The organism is Paraburkholderia sp. IMGN_8 (assembly GCF_038050405.1).
Lineage (GTDB): Bacteria > Pseudomonadota > Gammaproteobacteria > Burkholderiales > Burkholderiaceae > Paraburkholderia.
This window is the reverse complement of the sequence record NZ_CP150900.1, coordinates 201739-217288: the sequence shown is the minus strand read 5'-3', so window position 1 is coordinate 217288 and position 15550 is coordinate 201739. Positions and strand designations below refer to the sequence as shown.

Below are 15550 nucleotides of genomic sequence, written 5' to 3'. Positions count from 1 at the left end.
GTACAACATCGTCTGGCTTGTGGGAGCCGTGGTCATCGTTCTGTTCGTGCTCGGCTATGTCGGATTGAGGTAGGGCCTTCGTCGCAGGTGGAGAACGTGGCCAGCGGGGTCCCGTCAAGTATGGACGGCCGCCATACGAAGACGCGGCTGCGACTCACCGCCGGGATGAAGAAACGTCCCGGCCTCGATGGTGCGCGCTAGTCACGCACCGTCTCTGGACAGACGATCCGGATCTACCTTTCACAACGGAGCCTTTGATGAAACTCGCCGAACGGGAGCCCAATGCCAACGCCGTCCCCCGTGATGCTGCAAAACGATGCACCGGCACCCGGGCGGATGAGAATCATGAGAAAGTTGCGCCGCTGCCGCTACCGCACGAGACCGACCAGTCAGCGGAATCGCAACATGAAGAAGGCACGCGCGCTGTCGGACGGCAGGCGCATCAGGATCTTTCGCGCGGCCTGACCGACACCGACCGGCGCGGTGGCGACGCGTATCAGCAACGCATACAGAATGACGCGAATGCCAACACGCAGTCTCCAAGGCGCGAGGTCACGCGCAAGCGCTAGACGTTTGCATTCGCGTTCACCGGCAGGCACTCACGCCAGAGCCCGAGCCGCGCGTCCCAACCGCATTGCCTTCCGCTGCAGGACCGCGCCTCGCTGATATTTCCGGGACGTCATTGTCCCCAACACCTGCGACCGGAGGCCATCATGCGTATCTACCATCCCGAGCAACATCCGAACAGTGACAAGAGCGAGCACAACGTCGACAAGGCCGTCGAGGACACCTTTCCGGCGAGCGATCCGCCGTCGATCGGCGGCGTAACAAAAATCAAACCGAAGCCGGATCGCAAGAAATCACATAAGAAACTGTTGCGAGGTTAAGCAAAGATGGGATTTCGGTCAGCCGAAGTGCCTGCGTGCCGACGACCGCCGCAGGCAGCGGCAACTGGTCGGCACGTAACAGCGAGCTACTCCAGTAGACCGCAATAAAAATGTCACCGTCGCGACAATAAGAATGTCACTCATTGAAAGGCCTCCTGGCCGCCCCAAGGAAAGAAGGGCGGCCAGGAGGCCTTCCAATGATTATCAATGGCGCGCGCGCGATAGAGCAACTGCGCGAGGTCGCAGTCGAAATGCAGCTCGCGCCAACCCGAGCGGCGGTCCATGTCCCGGCAGCGGCACTGTTTGCGCATTTTCAGGGGCAGGACATCACCCCGCACCTGACCGAGCTGGATGCCGTCGCCGAACAACCGATCGACGACTTGCTGTGGTGGACCAAAGCGCTGAAGACCGCGCGGGCGAGCTGACCACGCTCGAATGATTTATTCGAGTCGGCCCGCGGAGGGCCGGCCTACCCCTCATCTATTCAAAGGAGAAATATATCGTGTCCGAAGAAGTAAGCATCACTCGTCCGCAAACGGAGGCAGGCTGGCGACGCAACATGCTTTGGGGCGTCAAGATTTTGGTCGCCCTTACATTTCTTGCCGCTCGCCTCGCCAAGCTCGCGGGGGTCCAGGCAATGATCGACATCTTCAATGTCATCGGTTTAGGCCTAATACTGCCAACTTCTATCAACGTCTAGCAGCGCATCCTTTTTGCTTAATGAAAGTGCTTATTGCAAGAACGCAGAAAAGCCGGCCACGTGAGCGCAGCTCCCCGGCCGATCAGCGGCGAATTCGCGAGGCGGAGGTAGCTATGCAAGGAATCAATGACAAGGTAGGTGCTGCAATTCTTGCCGTGGTAATTGCACTGCTTACCGCATGCGGCGGGCATGGAGGCGGCTCGAGTAATGGCAGCAACTCGGCCACCCCGGCGGGCGGCATTCATCTGCAAGTGGTCTCGTTCGGCGACAGCCTGTCGGACGTCGGGACCTATGCGCCGATCGGCAGCGTGCTGGGCGGGGGGCGTTTCACGACCAACCCGGGGCAAGTGTGGACCCAGGATGTCGCGCAATACTACGGCGATACGCTAAGCGCGGCATTTACGATCGACATCACTCATAAATTGAGTGCGCAAAGCGGACTCGGCTACGCGGAGGGCGGCGCCACGGTGGCGACGCCGGCAAACCTGTACGACTTTCTTGCCGACGTGATCGGCAACATCGAAATGCCCGTCAATCAGCAGGTTTCGAGCTATCTGGCCGCGCACGGGAACTTCAACTCCAATCAACTGGTGCTGGTCTGGGTTGGCTCGAACGACGTGCTTCGCGCCGGGGCGCTGCCGGCCGCGGCGCAGACCGTGCAGACGGCGGCAAACACCCTGGCTCAAGTTGTCGGGCAGATCGTCCAGAACGGCGCCACCCATGTCGTGGTGGTCAATGTTCCGAATGTCGGACGATCGCCCAAAGGCATCGCCTCGCCCGACGGCGGGGCAAACCTGACCCAATTATCGCAAATCTTCAACGATAGCTTGAACGCCGCCTTGCAGGCCAATGGCCTGCAAGGCAAGGTCATCCAGATCGATTCTTATACTTGGGTGAACCAGATCGTGGTGAACTTTCAGGTCAATGGCTTCGCCGTGTCCAACACCAGCGTCGCCTGCGACCCTGCGAAAACGCCCCATGCGACAGCATTGCTGTGCTCGCCGGGTACCTACGTGACGGCCAATGCCGATCAGACGTATATATTTGCCGACGACCTTCATCCGACGACGCGCCTGCATGCACTGTTCGCCCAGTTCGTGGAGCAGCAGATCGCCAGGAGCGGTCTTGGTCACTGAGCCTGGGAAAAGGGGGCGGTGGTTGAAGGGCAGAAGTGGGCGGGTTGCTGTCTGCGGCGTGCGGCAGTAAGCGGCCAGTTCCCGTCATTCCTCTACCTGAGCAAATGGACGCTCATATGGCCGATGCACTTCGGCAGCTGACATTCGTCTCTCAGTGTTGCCCCGAACCTGGGTGGCCGGCTGCATACAGCCATCAGAGCTTCCGCTAGAGAGATGGACATACGCAAGGGATCTCACGCTTCATGTTCCATACAAATTGTGATTACCCGTCCGGTAGCCGCCATGACCTTCGTCTCTTGCACGAAAGGGCGGCTGAAAACAAGGCGGCAGATTACCTTGACCCGCCGTTCCCGCCGTTCCCGCCTCCGCCGTTCCCGCCTCCGCCGTTCCCGCCTCCGCCGTGGCCGCCTCCGCCGTGACCGCCTGCGCCTGAACCGCCTGCACCCGAGCCGCCTGCGCCCGAGCCGCCTGCGCCCGAACCGCCTGCGCCTGAACCGCCTGCACCCGAACCGCCTGCGCCTGAACCGCCTGCGCCCGAACCGCCTGCACCCGAACCGCCCGCGCCTGAACCGCCCGCGCCCGAACCGCCCGCGCCCGAACCGCCTGCGCCTGCACCGCCTGCGCCCGAACCGCTTCCGCCGTGACCGCCTGCGCCTGCACCGCCCGCGCCCGAACCGCCTGCACCCGAACCGCCTGCGCCCGAACCGCCTGCGCCCGAACCGCCCGCGCCTGAACCGCCCGCGCCCGAACCGCCTGCGCCTGAACCGCCTGCGCCCGAACCGCTTCCGCCGTGACCGCCCGCGCCCGAACCGCCTGCACCCGAACCGCCTGCGCCTGAACCGCCCGCGCCCGAACCGCCTGCGCCTGAACCGCCTGCGCCTGAACCGCCCGCGCCCGAACCGCCTGCGCCTGAACCGCCCGCGCCCGAACCGCCTGCGCCTGAACCGCCTGCGCCTGAACCGCCTGCGCCCGAACCGCTTCCGCCGTGACCGCCTGCGCCTGCACCGCCTGCACCCGAACCGCCTGCACCCGAACCGCCTGCGCCTGAACCGCCCGCGCCCGAACCGCCTGCGCCTGAACCGCCCGCGCCCGAACCGCCTCCGCCGTGACCGCCTGCAGGCTGTCCTTCAGCCAGCTGCAGTGAAGCAGAATTCGGAGAAGGTGCACCGCGCTGATCGAACGAAGCGGAAGACACGGGCGGGGCGAGCTCAGCACTGCCAATTGCGGTTCCCCGGGCAGGAGGTGACGATGATCTCGCGACATGACCGGACGAAGACGCTTGTTGCGTTGGCGATGTGGGTCGGGTGATCTCGGGCGCATGCCGCGCGATTGCTCTCACGTGCGGCGCCGAATGGCGGCGATTCTGTGTGGCGGCATAGCTTGCTTGACCAGGCCCCCGTGTAACCGACTGCGGCGCAGCAGAATCCGGAGTAGGTCCAGCGCGGTGATCGGACGGAGCGGAAGACACAGGCGGGGCGAGCTCAGCACTGGCAACCGCGGTTCCGCGAGCGGGAGGTGACGATGGTAGCGCGACATGACCGGACCAGGACGTGTGCTGCGCTGGCGACGTGGGTCCGATGATCCCGAGCGCCTGATCATAGTCGAACCGATCGCCATCCGCGACGATACCCATGACCCCGACAGCCAATGCGCTTGCCGACGCAACCCAAAGCGCAAGGCGTCTACCCCGCGCAGGCGGTGTGGCCTTGATGTCTACATCCGGGCTACCTGCACCCGAATGCGCAAGCTCGGCCTGTCTGAACATTACAACACGCTTCGGATCGTTTCGTCTGATCCTTCCATGCACTACGTTCATGTGCCGTCCCCTTACGGAGTGCTCGTCGAAATGAGCCACGGGACCGTTCTGCGTGTTCGACCCCCTGGTTCCGCCACGGCAATGGGAGCGGTGTACCAGGTTTTCTATCGTAAGCCTTTGAGTATGAAGACGCTCGCCATATTCCTGGCCGATCCGGACGGGTGGCCGGAGTCGCCATCCGGCGCGCTTTTCCGCGATGACTCCACAGTTGGCGACGACACGATGCAGGTGAAGCATTCGCTGTGCCTGTTAGGCCGAACTCGCGCATAACGACACCATTCAGGTCGAATCCTCGGAAAGCGGAACGAGCTTCATCGTGCAAATTCCGCGCTTTCCGTCGACTTCGCGCTCACCTGTACGGCGTTGTATTAACGCGCTCCGCTAGGCGGATCGGTCACGGGCTCCTCCAGTGACCGTAGTACCTGGAAAGCAGACTCACGCTGCCTACCTGCCGAATGTCGGCAACGGGTCGAGGACGGCCTGTCGCGCCGGGCCCGGTCCGGCCAGGAGCGGACGCAAGTGAACTTGGCCCCGTCACCGGACGCTCGCAGGATTTCGGGGGAAATGGTTCGATTACAGAGCGTGGGGTATAGAAAGGGCAGCGGAGGTTTTTCAGCGATGTGCTCCTTGATCACCGGCGGTCGCAGGGGCACACTGGTTTGCGGAGGTGACTCAAATGACGATTGAGTACTTTGCAGAGAGCAATCCGGGCACACGAACCCTGCCACGCTCGCTAGCGACGAAAGCCGGCAATTTTGTGTTTGTATCCGGTCAGGTAGCCAGAGACGAAGACGGCAGCATCGTCGCTGGCGGGATAGAAGCTCACACACGTCTGACGTTGAAGAACGTCGCTCATGTACTCGCGCTCGCGGGTTGCACGCTCGAAGACGTCGTGAAGACAACCGTCTGGCTTGAAGACGCACGCGACTTCGATGAATTCAATCGCATTTACGGAGAGTTCTTCCGCGAGAACAAGCCGTCACGTTCGACAGTACAGGCGACGAACATGGTCGGCACCAAGGTAGAAATCGAAGCCATTGCTTATAAGCCTTGACCCCCTGCACGGCGGGTCATGCGCACCCTTGAGCGTCCGCTCCCCGCTATCTGCGGGCATCACGCGTCAGCGCTGCCGCGCCCTCCCGAAGCAACTCAGTTCGCAGCCGCAGATGCACACGACGAGCCATGCGGTGCCCGACGCGATGCCGGCCAGCACATCGCTGGCAAAGTGGACCTGGATGAACACGCGGCTGCACGCGGTCGTGAACGCGACCGTGGTGGCCGCTAGCAGAGCGGGCAGGTGCCAGGCCCTCGGCAGCGCGCGCACCAGCACGTACGCGAGCATCCCGTAGGCAACCAGCGACCCGGACGTGTGTCCGCTCGGGAAACTCCACCCGTCGGCGAGCGCCAGCGTCGGGTCCTGCATCGGGCGTACGCGCTCAAACACGTGCTTCAGCGTCCGGTTCAGCGTGCCGTTGCCGGCAATTGCGAGCACCCACCATAACGCCAGGCAACGGCTTCCCGAGAGCACCAGCGCTGTCGCGATGCTGACACACAGCGCGGCGAGCGTCACCGAATCGCCGAAATGCGTGACCAGAGCAAAAACGTGTGCCACGCCGAGCGGCACCGACTGACGGATTCCGTCGGTGAACGCCTGGTCGAACTGCGCAAGCCGGCCGCTGCTCATCTGCCACGCGAGCGTCGCAAATACGGCGGCCGCACTGACCACCACCGCGCCGCTCAGTCCCAGATAGACAGCGATTTTGGGCGGCGACGGCAGGCCGTCGGCGGCCACGCGACGCCGACGGCGCAGCGCCAGCCACCACGCCCCGCACGCCGCGCCCAGCAGCAGCACCAGCGTGGCAACGAAGCCAGCTAGCGCGTTCGCGGCCAGTGCACGAACCGTGTCCGTCATAGGGTCTCCTGTCGCTGCGCGGCGAGCGACGCGTCGAAATGCAGTTCGCTGACGTCAACGCGCTGGAAGCGCTGCTGCGCGTCGACGTAATCCCAGCGCTCGACCAACGCGCTGCGGTGCGGACTCGCCGGCGACACGCAGCGAATCAGGTTGACCGAATTGCCGGCCTCGAAGCGCACGCGCGACGACACAGCCGTGCCGGCCTGCACGGCCCAGACCTTGCGCGGCAACCCGGCAAAGCGGTCGTGCAGCGCGGTGACGAAAGGCAAGTGGATGTGGCCACCGAGGATCACGTCGGCGCCGGCCTGGGACCAGCGTCGCACTGCCGCTGCGCGACCGTGCAACAGGTTGGTCTCGTCCTGCACACGGGTCACCGCGACCGGCTGGTGCGTGACGACCACGCGCAACTGCGTCTCGGCAGCCTGTTCGAGGCGCGCCGCGACGCGTTCGACCTGTTCGGCGGACACCTCGCCGTTCTTGTGGCGATAGAAGCGCGTCGTGTTCAGCGCAATGACCAGCCACTGGCCCGATTCGAATATCGGCTCGAGGTCGTCGCCGAATGCCCGCCGGTGGTTCGCATACGGCCGGAACAGACGCGCACCCAGATTGAACAACGGGATATCGTGGTTGCCGGGGATTACCAGCGTTGCGGCGACGCCGAGCCGGTCGACGAACGCGCGCGCGGCGCGAAACTGCCTGCGGCGCGCGCGCTGCGTGATGTCGCCGGACATGACCACCAGTTGAGGCGCGGCGTCGTGCGTGAGGCCCACCAACGCGTCGACAACGTCGGGCCGTTCAGTGCCGAAGTGCGGATCGGAAATCTGTAGCAGCAAACTCATGACGGATCGGACAGCGACGGCGCGCAGCGCAACTCGGGCTCAGGTTTCAACAGATAGAGCGGCTCGGCAGCGACCCGGAATTCGAGCGGCGGTTGCAGCCAGACGATTTCGCCGTCGGTCGCCACCTTCACGCCGCGCGCGCGACGGCGCGTTGCGGACGTGACCACGATACGCTGGAAGGCAAAGCTGATCACGTCGTCGGCCGTGCCGAGCTGGCCGAGCGCGCCGCGCACCATCAACCAATATTGTGTCAGCATGCTGACCGGTCGCACCGTCAACGCGACGAGCAAACCGTGTTCCAGTTCCGGCGCTTGTGGAATGCCGATCTGTTCGAGCTGCAGCCGGCTGTTACTGACGAACAGCGTTGGGGTGCGCATCGGGCGTGTCTTGTCCTCGTCCTCCATCAGCAACCGCAACGGCCGATGCTCGTGCAGCAGCGTCGACAGCGCCGACCACAGCGCGACGAGCCGACTGCGGCCGAACTTCCGCGCGTAGATTTCGCGATCCTCGAGCAGTTCGGGGTAGAGGCCGAGACTGGCATTGACCAGGAAGACGCGGTCGTTGACCAGACCGACCTGCACCGGATGCGCACGTGCCGACAGCAGCAGCTCTGTCGCATCGGCGGTGTCGGACGGGATACCGTGGGTCCGACCGAAATAGTTGAAGGTGCCTTGCGGAAGCACGCCGAACAGGCACCCGCTGCCGAGTGTCGCCTGCGCGACCGTGCGGATCGTGCCGTCGCCACCGGCCACGACCACCACGCCGCTGCGCAAGCGCGCTTCAGCAACGGTCTGCCGGGCGACCAGATCAAGCTGCTCGGGCCGCTCGACCAGGCGCACGTGGTGCTCACGGTTCGCGCTGGCCAGGATGGTCTCGATCGTGTTGCGCGTGGCTCCCGCATCATTGCTGCCGGAGGCGACGTTCAGGACGATATGAAATGGCGCAGCGGCGTCAACCGGAGTGGGGGGCATCAGGGCGTCGCTCCTGCAGCGGAAGTCGATGCATGATAACCCGTGGGGTCCGCCGGTCACGCGTGGCTCGGTCTTTCGCCGGACAAGCGCGACGCGGCTATCGGTCCTGCGACCAATCTGGTGACGACGCATTTGGCGGACAGTGGTCATGGCGCCATCTTGAGCGCACCGCATTGTCTGATTATTGCTGGTCTCCGGAAGGTCCGTCATCCAGCTTTGCATCTACTTGCGACGTGTCAGTTGCTACAGCTACAACCGCGAGCGCGGATACCGCAGCCAGCAGTGCGACGGCATCGACCGGTTTTTGCAGGAACAGATTGTGTAAATCAGGGGTGCCGGCGGGCGGCAAGCTCAAGGACGACGCCATAATGATCGGCACGCTGGCCGGCACCGGATCGTTCCGGAAAATCCGGCATAGCGTGGGGCCGTCGATGCCAGGCATGTCCTAGTCGGTCAGCAGCAGGTCAGGACGGCCCATGCGCGCCAAGGCCCAGGCCGAGCCACCATCAGGCGCCCAGTGTCTGGACAACGCAATTGCCGATGCGGTCACCGAATTCAGCTATCAGCGAGATTTTGTCATGGCGGACAGGCAGGCCATTGAGATGCATGAACGGATGGGATTTTTCGCCCACGAACTGCGTAACTTTCTTCAGACTGTCACCCTCGCGTTTACCGCCGCCAAAACCGGAAATCTAAGTCTGTCTGGCGCCACGGGAGCGGTGCTGGAGCGAAGCCTCGACGGGCTGAGCGATCTGATCGATCACTCGCTGGATGAGGTACGTACGGCAGCGGGGCTGTCCGTGCAATCCAGAATGTTTTCCGTTGCTGACTTCATCGCGGAGGTCAAACGTGCCGCTGACCTGGCGGCCCAGGTTCGTGGATGCGTATTGAAGGTGTCCGCGGTGGACCCGCGACTCTCCGTCAGTGGAGATCGTGACCAGCTTTACTCGGCGGTGGGAAACCTGCTGCAGAACGCCTTCAAGTTCACACATCCTCACAGCGAGGTGACCCTGGACGCGTATGCCGTGTCGGATCGCATCCTGATCGATGTGAAGGACCAGTGCGGGGGTCTTCCGTCCGGCAATGCGGAACGGATGTTCCTGCCTTCCACCCAGAACGGCGAGGACAGAACCGGCCTTGGGCTCGGACTGTCCATCGCGAGGCGCAGCGTCGAGGCAAATGACGGGATTCTGAGCGTGCGCGATGTGCCAGGTACGGGCTGCATTTTCACGATCAGCCTGCCCCGGTATGCGATGACGGAAAGCTAGGCGCGGCCGCTGCCAGGCCACCCTGTGAGTACCATGCGGTCACGACATACTGGCAGGCCGAGATCGCGATCAGGATGGGAAACGACGCTGCGAAAATCACGATGGCTCATATTGCTACACCCTGTTGCGGCCGGTCGCTTTCGCGTTGTAGAGGGGACCCGTTGTTGTCTTCGCGTCCGCTGTGTCATTCGGCAACGCGGCAAGAGCCGATTGGGTTCGCGTTGCATCGAACCCCGACGTTCAGGTTTTCGTCGACGCCGGATCGGTGACCAAAGATTCCCATGGATTCGTCGGTGTTTGGACGAAGACGGTCTATGCTTCCCCTCAGGCGGCGGCCCGGTGCAGTATTCGGTGGACATGACGCGCTTTGTGCTGGATTGCGTCAGTACGCGCTACGGAATCGCCGGCTGCAAACACCCTTGATGCTCAAGGGGACGTGCTCCGGCAGTTCAACGAACCGGCTGACGAACTTCACCCCGTCCCCTCGGCCTCCAAGATCGACGCCGTGGCGAAGGCTATCTGCATTGCTAATGATGCTGCGTCTCGGACTTGAACCCGCCGGGTAAAACCAGCACGACCGCACGACCATCCGTCGAGAACGGGTCACCCGCCGCGTTCATCCCGTGCAGGGGGGGCGCTACCATAACGCTTCCCTCCAGTGTCGCCCCGGCTCGATGGAGATCGGTGGCAATGAGGGTCCGCTCATTGTCGATGGCGGGATCAATGCGGTGGGTCGGAAGATGAAGGCGCTGTGAGAATGAGACACCCACGTCGTAACTAGCGGTTGCCACCCACACAGGACGGCAACTGGGTACCAGGCAATATGTCGTCCGCCACAGTCGGGTATGGTGTCGCCTCCGAATGCTCGGAGAGCCCGCATCCGGCTTTTCAAAAGTGAGGTTTTGAGGCCGGTTGGCGAAGAAGGCAGGCGTTGCCGGACCCGTCAGGTCGGGCTGGTTTCGCAACGCGGCGAGCGCTTCCTGTACAACGCGCAACGGTGTCGGGAGGTCGGCGCGCGTCCATCCCGCACGCGTAAAGGCATCCACCAGATCGATTTCGGAGCCGACAAAGACAAGAGAAATCGGCTCCATCCGGCCACCAATAAGGTCCTCCGACCAACGTGGAAGGTCGGGAGGAAGTGATGTTCGCAGCGTGTGGATATCGAGCGCGTGGGCAACTGGAGGCGGCCCGATCAGGACCATTTTCGTCCGGCTTGTCAGTATGGCGGTGGTGCCTATGGCAATGACAAGAACGGCACTGCCTGTAAAGTGGAAGACGCGGCTGCGAAGGGGCAGCGGGAATGTGTCGATCCATCGGACGGGATGGTCGTGATGCTGGAAAAAGAACAGGCATGCAAGGAGAATAAGCGCCAGAGCGAGGCTGCCAAGAAGGTCGGATGGCCAGTGCACGCCTAAATAGAGGCGCGACAGGCCGATGCCGACGATGACAAGGAGCAGCAGCGTAATCCCAAGAGCGCGCACTCCCCGACGCACCCGGCTGCCCAACAGAAGTGCCGCGAGCAATCCATACACGACAGTACCCGACAGCATATGTCCCGATGGGAAGCTCGCTTCCTGCACGCTGATAATCGCGTCAGTCGGTCGTGCATAGCCAACGAGCGCCTTGGCAATTGCCGAAATGAGGGCAGTGCCCGCGAGCGCAAGCATGAACGTGGCCGCAAGACGCCGCTGTTCGCGCGCCAGTGCGAGGGCGGCAATGCCCGCGCATAGGAGGGATAAAACTGCAGCGCTGCCCATCTGCGTGAGTGTAATCATGAACCACGTCATCCCCGTGGTGCGGAAAAGTGGCACGGCGTTATGTAACCGGATGTCCAGTGCCACAAGGGGGTCGTTTGCCAGGATATGCTGCAGCACACCCAGGAAAAACCACAATCCGAAGAGAATGCCAACGCCGGCGACCGTCGCCGGCAGGCCCCAGGGGGCGTGGGAATCGAGTCGGCGACCCAGGAAGTCTGCGGTGCGCGGGAAGCGTTTTAGAAGACCAGAAATAACAGGTCTTTGTGCCATCATTGCGCCTATATGGCCAGCAACAGCCGTTACGCTTTGCCAGAGCCTGCGCTCGTGATCCAACAAGAGGAGGACGACAAGAATCAGCCCGACCGGGACGATGACCAGGGCGAGGAACAAGAACGTGTAAAAAATGATTGCGGAAAGCATTGGTTTGACCCGCGACCTGTTATCCCTGCCGGTGGGCCTTTTGTCTTTTTACAGCGTACCCGCTACAGCCGCCGGGCATCCGACACTCTCATCCCACCGAACCCGGCTGGCCGGCACGCATTCACCTGAGCTCGACCGAGATAAAGCTGCGCGCGTGGTCACGCTGTATCAGCAACGCTACCTTTTTCCCTGCCGTTGTTGCCAACGCGGCCAGTTCCTCCTGCGAGGCGACCAGCGTGCCATTGAGCGACAGGACGATATCGCCGGGTTGGATGCCAGCGCTTGCCGCAGCCCCATAGACCCCATCGACCATCAGACCTTGCGGAAGCCCGCTCGTGCGCCGCTCGCCATCAGTCAGCGGATGCATGGCCAGGCCCAGGCGATCCGTTGCGCTGCCTTCGTTTTGTCGAGCGTTGGGGCTTTCCCCGGACGCGCCGACCATGACCGTCATCGTCATCGTCATCGGTCTTCCGTTGCGGATCAGCCTGAGTGTGGTTTTCGTCCCGGGCGGCAGACCCGCAGCATCCTCGGCGAGTTCGGCCGAGCGATCGATCGTCTTGTCGCCGATCCGGATGATCACGTCGCCTGGCTTGAGGCCGCTCACGGCGGCCGGTGTGCCGGGCGCGACGGAATTGACCAGCGCACCTGCCGGTCGCGGCAGACCAAAGGCCGCCGCCAAGCCGGGGCCGACGTCCTGTACCTCCACGCCAAGCCCCCCCGGAGGTAGCTTGCGCTGGGTTTGCAACTGCGATCGCACCTTGGCCGCCATGTTGATCGGGATGGCAAAGGCCAGGCTGGGGTACCTGTCTAAGTCCGCATAAACCTGCACGGCAATGCCGATCACCTCGCCAGCACCGTTGAACAGCGGGCCACCCGAGTTGTCGGGGTTGACGGAGACATCGGTCTGGAAAAAGGGGAAATTGCTGCCATCCGGCAGCGTGCGAGAAGTGGCGCTGACAATGCCGGCTGTGACGGTATTCTGGAAGCGGTCGGGCGATCCGATCGTCAGCACCTGCTCGCCGACGCGCACCCGCGACGAGTCGCCGAGCTTGACCGTCGGAAGCTTCGTCGCGTCGATTTGAATCACCGCGACGTCGCTCTGGGCGTCGACAGCCAGCACCTTTGCCTTGAACTCGCGTCGGTCGGTCAGCTTGACCGTAACTTCGTCGGCGCGATCCACCACATGGGCTGTGGTCAGAATGAGGCCATCGGGGCTCACGATGAACCCGGAGCCGACACCCGATATCGCGCCTGGCGGGTTGCCTTGTGACTCCTGCGGTTGCTGCGCCGCGCGCCTGAAGAATGCAAAAAAGGGATCGTCAGGATCGAGCGCCACGAAGGCCGACGCAGACGTTGGTTGCTCCTGGGCCGTCGTGCTGATATTTACGACGGCGGGCCCGTATCGCTCTACGATGGTAGGGAAGTCGACCGGCGTAGCAGCGTTAGCGGGCGAAACCCGCTTCTCCTTCGCAGGCAGCGGAGCCGAGCCCGCGGCAGTCGCCGTTGACTTCAGGCACGGATAGCCAACGAGAAATACAGCTATCACGGCAGCGCGGAACAAGGTGCGGGAAAAGTCTGGTGGAACACAGCGCACCTCCAGGGCGGTCGTTATGCCGGGGCTGGGCGCGTAAAGCGCCGGTGGCTAACACGCACGTGGATAAATTATTTCGCGCGTAGCAACCGGCGACTGTGACACAGCGCACCGATGAAATCGAAAGCGCAAAAATCTGCAACGGCCAACGCATTGACAGCGGCCATGCGATCCACGCTCCGGATTCACGGACGCGGATGGTGGGGGATCGAGTCAATAGACTTGTTCAGGCGGGTCGATGTCGACGTTAATGACAGTTGCATACGGGCCGCTGCGGACAATCAGGCAACTGAGCGGTTCGACTTGATCGCCTTGCCCTGTCCCCGCTCGACGGCGATGAAATCAGTGGAGCGATCGCGATAGATGAACGGATCGGCTGGTGCTTCCCGCATCGACGATGCGCGCAGGCCGAATGTCTTCGGCCTTCTGATGAGCATGCGCATGCGTATCGAGACGCCTGGCGGCTTCGACTATATCGGTGCACAGTGCCGTGCATGGGCGACGGAAGTCGGCTTCGCGCACACGCCCGTCGACCCCTTATCTGAGCGGACCTGATTGTGTTCGGAACCGCGTAGAGGCGGATGAGCCGACCTGAACGTACCTGCGGATCGTGCTAGATTGCTCTTGCGACGCCTTCACCGGACCTTCGCATTGAACTCGTTCCATGCTGGGATCATTCACGCTGCGGAGGCTTTATTGGACGCCATCGTTCGATCGTTGCCACCGGACATAGGGAGCAAGGTCGCCGATGACTTCCATGAGCAGGTCGAAATCGCTGAGGCGCCGCGCCTGAGCTCGACAGCCGATCGCGAAACGAGCGACGCATTCTAGACTCATGTCAGAAGGCGGTGGATCGTGCTTGCTGCGCTGTCTTAACGAAAAATCGACGAATCCGAGGTGCCACATGCTGCGTGTCGCCCAGACGTCAATAAAGTCCCGCGCCGCAGGGTTCGCGAGGCTCGCATCTCTAGCGCTCGCATCGGCTGCAATGATTGTCGCGCCTGGGCATGCTGAGGACGCGCCGACACCGGCGAGCCATCCAGCGCCGGGAGATCAGTCACCCGTCGCGATCGCACAGGTAGCGAGTCTGCCTGTCGAGCGCCAGGTAGTCTGGCTAAGCCACGCCGCCCGAAGCGGTGAGCTCGAAAGGTCGGACGACGCGCAACTGATCGAACTCTTTCGAGCGCTCGCGCCCGACACACTTTCTCGCTACGTGCAGACGGGAAGTGCGCGCTACCGGGAATACGAGTTCCAGACGTTCAGCCAACAGCGCGTAAAAGGCAGATGGCAGACGAAGCCGGCTCACATGCTGGTTCGCTATCGTCAGGAGCCGCGTCAAGTCTACGTTAAGTGGCTGGCTGACGGCAGGAATGCCGGGCAGGAAATGATTTATGACGAGACGAAGGATCCGGACCAGCTTTACGCGCATCTGGGTGGGATCCTCAACCTCGCGTCCTTCTGGGTACCAATCAATGGCGCTCGCGTCAAGGCACAGTCGAACCATACGGTGCGTGAACTGGGCATAGACTATTTCACGGATCTGTTTCTGGCTGAGCTGAAGAAGTATCGCGCGGCAGGCGTCGAGAAGCCCTCGAAGATCGAGGTGCTGAACGATCATGGTGCGCGCGTAGTAGCGTTCACGTGGGAAACACCTACCGGACGGCCCGACTTCTATGCAAAGAAGGAGCGGCTCGGCCTCGACTTGCGGCAACCTTTTTTTCGCACGAGCGAAGCGTGGGACAACGATCTCGAACTCTTCGAGAAGTTTTCGTTCACGGACGTGACGCTGAAACGTTTCGACGATTCGGTATTCGATCCAAAGAATCCGGAGTACAGGTTCTGACGCGGCGCCGCTATCGGCCAGTGCGACGGCGGACCTGAATGGCGCACGCTGGAACAGTTCGTCGTAAGTATCCCGCGTCGTCACGTGCCCGCTTGTAACGTGGCATCGCGACACTTGTGAAATCAGGCTCTCGCCAAGTATGGCCGGTGCGCATAGCGTCATCGGTCCTGCGCCGTTTTTCCCCGAGCACAACGACACCGCCGTATCGGCCTCGGAACGGTTGCCTTCGAGCGGCACCTCCGCGCCCGTCATCCTGCCTGCCATCTAACTCGCAATTGCTTTCCATCCAAACCAAATGGCTTGCTGGAATCCGTCTATTGGCGGGCCCGCCATCCGACTACCACACCATCCGGTCGACGACAGGCAACCGGACGGTAATCGCAACACCGCGTCCCCCAGCACGTGCCGTG

The 15550-nt window shown here is 62.6% G+C and carries 17 protein-coding genes and 1 pseudogene; 11 read left to right on the top strand and 7 right to left on the bottom strand.

From position 1 onward, the window contains the following. Positions 1–257: 257 nt before the first annotated feature. The 8 genes from WN982_RS01025 (at position 258) to WN982_RS00990 (ending at position 5593) form a co-directional block, all read left to right on the top strand. Entirely contained in the window at positions 258–569 is a 312-nt protein-coding gene (locus tag WN982_RS01025) for a hypothetical protein (RefSeq protein WP_341314019.1), read from the top strand. A 144-nt stretch (positions 570–713) separates the two neighbouring features. Continuing rightward, complete coding sequence (locus tag WN982_RS01020) at positions 714–887, top strand: hypothetical protein (protein WP_341314018.1); 174 nt, start codon at positions 714–716, stop codon at positions 885–887. A 197-nt stretch (positions 888–1084) separates the two neighbouring features. After that, entirely contained in the window at positions 1085–1312 is a 228-nt protein-coding gene (locus WN982_RS01015) for a hypothetical protein (RefSeq protein ID WP_341314017.1), read from the top strand. Between the two features lie 77 nt (positions 1313–1389). Next, complete coding sequence (locus WN982_RS01010) at positions 1390–1587, top strand: hypothetical protein (RefSeq protein WP_341314016.1); 198 nt, start codon at positions 1390–1392, stop codon at positions 1585–1587. Between the two features lie 113 nt (positions 1588–1700). Next, on the top strand, positions 1701–2723 hold the full coding sequence (locus tag WN982_RS01005) for an SGNH/GDSL hydrolase family protein (RefSeq protein ID WP_341314015.1): 1023 nt from the start codon (positions 1701–1703) through the stop codon (positions 2721–2723). A 282-nt stretch (positions 2724–3005) separates the two neighbouring features. Next, the gene (locus WN982_RS01000; protein ID WP_341314014.1) at positions 3006–4031 is read left to right on the top strand and encodes a hypothetical protein; all 1026 of its coding nucleotides are present in this window, start codon (positions 3006–3008) and stop codon (positions 4029–4031) included. Positions 4032–4257: 226 nt separating this feature from the next. Beyond that, positions 4258–4809 carry a hypothetical protein gene (locus WN982_RS00995; RefSeq protein WP_341314013.1) on the top strand — a complete coding sequence of 184 codons (552 nt, stop codon included), beginning with the start codon at positions 4258–4260 and terminating at the stop codon, positions 4807–4809. Positions 4810–5215: 406 nt separating this feature from the next. Next, complete coding sequence (locus WN982_RS00990) at positions 5216–5593, top strand: RidA family protein (RefSeq protein WP_341314012.1); 378 nt, start codon at positions 5216–5218, stop codon at positions 5591–5593. Between the two features lie 66 nt (positions 5594–5659). Here the strand turns inward: WN982_RS00990 and WN982_RS00985 are convergent, their stop codons facing one another. Genes WN982_RS00985 through WN982_RS00970 form a run of 4 tightly spaced genes read right to left on the bottom strand, consistent with a single transcriptional unit; the run spans position 5660 to position 8703 of the window. Further along, on the bottom strand, positions 5660–6451 hold the full coding sequence (locus WN982_RS00985; protein ID WP_341314011.1) for a phosphatase PAP2 family protein: 792 nt from the start codon (positions 6449–6451) through the stop codon (positions 5660–5662). Beyond that, positions 6448–7290, bottom strand: a complete 843-nt coding sequence (locus tag WN982_RS00980) for a metallophosphoesterase (protein WP_341314010.1) — start codon at positions 7288–7290, stop codon at positions 6448–6450. Before WN982_RS00980 ends, WN982_RS00985 begins: the two co-directional genes overlap by 4 nt. Next, complete coding sequence (locus WN982_RS00975) at positions 7287–8471, bottom strand: diacylglycerol kinase family protein (RefSeq protein WP_341314009.1); 1185 nt, start codon at positions 8469–8471, stop codon at positions 7287–7289. Before WN982_RS00975 ends, WN982_RS00980 begins: the two co-directional genes overlap by 4 nt. Then, positions 8443–8703: a hypothetical protein gene (locus WN982_RS00970; protein ID WP_341314008.1), complete on the bottom strand. Its 261-nt coding sequence runs from the start codon at positions 8701–8703 to the stop codon at positions 8443–8445. The genes WN982_RS00975 and WN982_RS00970 overlap by 29 nt, the downstream gene beginning before the upstream one ends. Positions 8704–8737: 34 nt before the next feature. Between WN982_RS00970 and WN982_RS00965 the strand changes: the two genes are divergently transcribed. Then, positions 8738–9529: a HAMP domain-containing sensor histidine kinase gene (locus WN982_RS00965; RefSeq protein WP_341314007.1), complete on the top strand. Its 792-nt coding sequence runs from the start codon at positions 8738–8740 to the stop codon at positions 9527–9529. 527 nt (positions 9530–10056) lie between these two features. On the opposite strand, the gene WN982_RS00960 is transcribed toward WN982_RS00965, so the two are convergent. The 3 genes from WN982_RS00960 to WN982_RS00950 all read right to left on the bottom strand — a co-directional run bounded on the left by WN982_RS00960 (position 10057) and on the right by WN982_RS00950 (position 13734). Beyond that, the gene (locus WN982_RS00960) at positions 10057–11706 is read right to left on the bottom strand and encodes an LssY C-terminal domain-containing protein (protein WP_341314006.1); all 1650 of its coding nucleotides are present in this window, start codon (positions 11704–11706) and stop codon (positions 10057–10059) included. Positions 11707–11827: 121 nt separating this feature from the next. Next, entirely contained in the window at positions 11828–13252 is a 1425-nt protein-coding gene (locus WN982_RS00955) for a trypsin-like peptidase domain-containing protein (RefSeq protein ID WP_341314005.1), read from the bottom strand. 326 nt (positions 13253–13578) lie between these two features. Further along, positions 13579–13734, bottom strand: coding sequence for a hypothetical protein (locus tag WN982_RS00950; protein WP_341315871.1), 156 nt, complete (start codon positions 13732–13734; stop codon positions 13579–13581). Here WN982_RS00950 and WN982_RS00945 point away from each other — a divergent pair. Continuing rightward, positions 13682–13852: pseudogene (locus tag WN982_RS00945) on the top strand (methyltransferase); the annotation flags it as partial. The gene WN982_RS00950 and the pseudogene WN982_RS00945 overlap by 53 nt on opposite strands. Before the next feature lie 433 nt (positions 13853–14285). Further along, positions 14286–15140 carry a DUF1571 domain-containing protein gene (locus tag WN982_RS00940; protein WP_341314004.1) on the top strand — a complete coding sequence of 285 codons (855 nt, stop codon included), beginning with the start codon at positions 14286–14288 and terminating at the stop codon, positions 15138–15140. Positions 15141–15550 lie beyond the last annotated feature (410 nt).

Excerpts from the sequence above, each read along its gene's own strand:
- WN982_RS00940 (WP_341314004.1), top strand. The coding sequence starts at position 14,286 with ATGATTGTCGCGCCTGGGCATGCTGAGGACGCGCCGACACCGGCGAGC.
- WN982_RS00995 (WP_341314013.1), top strand. The coding sequence starts at position 4,258 with ATGACCGGACCAGGACGTGTGCTGCGCTGGCGACGTGGGTCCGATGAT.
- WN982_RS00975 (WP_341314009.1), bottom strand. The coding sequence starts at position 8,471 with ATGACGGACCTTCCGGAGACCAGCAATAATCAGACAATGCGGTGCGCT.
- WN982_RS00960 (WP_341314006.1), bottom strand. The coding sequence starts at position 11,706 with ATGCTTTCCGCAATCATTTTTTACACGTTCTTGTTCCTCGCCCTGGTC.
- WN982_RS00965 (WP_341314007.1), top strand. The coding sequence starts at position 8,738 with ATGCGCGCCAAGGCCCAGGCCGAGCCACCATCAGGCGCCCAGTGTCTG.
- WN982_RS01005 (WP_341314015.1), top strand. The coding sequence starts at position 1,701 with ATGCAAGGAATCAATGACAAGGTAGGTGCTGCAATTCTTGCCGTGGTA.
- WN982_RS00970 (WP_341314008.1), bottom strand. The coding sequence starts at position 8,703 with ATGCCTGGCATCGACGGCCCCACGCTATGCCGGATTTTCCGGAACGAT.
- WN982_RS00980 (WP_341314010.1), bottom strand. The coding sequence starts at position 7,290 with ATGAGTTTGCTGCTACAGATTTCCGATCCGCACTTCGGCACTGAACGG.
- WN982_RS01015 (WP_341314017.1), top strand. The coding sequence starts at position 1,085 with ATGATTATCAATGGCGCGCGCGCGATAGAGCAACTGCGCGAGGTCGCA.
- WN982_RS01025 (WP_341314019.1), top strand. The coding sequence starts at position 258 with ATGAAACTCGCCGAACGGGAGCCCAATGCCAACGCCGTCCCCCGTGAT.
- WN982_RS01000 (WP_341314014.1), top strand. The coding sequence starts at position 3,006 with ATGACCTTCGTCTCTTGCACGAAAGGGCGGCTGAAAACAAGGCGGCAG.
- WN982_RS00990 (WP_341314012.1), top strand. The coding sequence starts at position 5,216 with ATGACGATTGAGTACTTTGCAGAGAGCAATCCGGGCACACGAACCCTG.
- WN982_RS00985 (WP_341314011.1), bottom strand. The coding sequence starts at position 6,451 with ATGACGGACACGGTTCGTGCACTGGCCGCGAACGCGCTAGCTGGCTTC.
- WN982_RS00950 (WP_341315871.1), bottom strand. The coding sequence starts at position 13,734 with ATGCTCATCAGAAGGCCGAAGACATTCGGCCTGCGCGCATCGTCGATG.
- WN982_RS01020 (WP_341314018.1), top strand. The coding sequence starts at position 714 with ATGCGTATCTACCATCCCGAGCAACATCCGAACAGTGACAAGAGCGAG.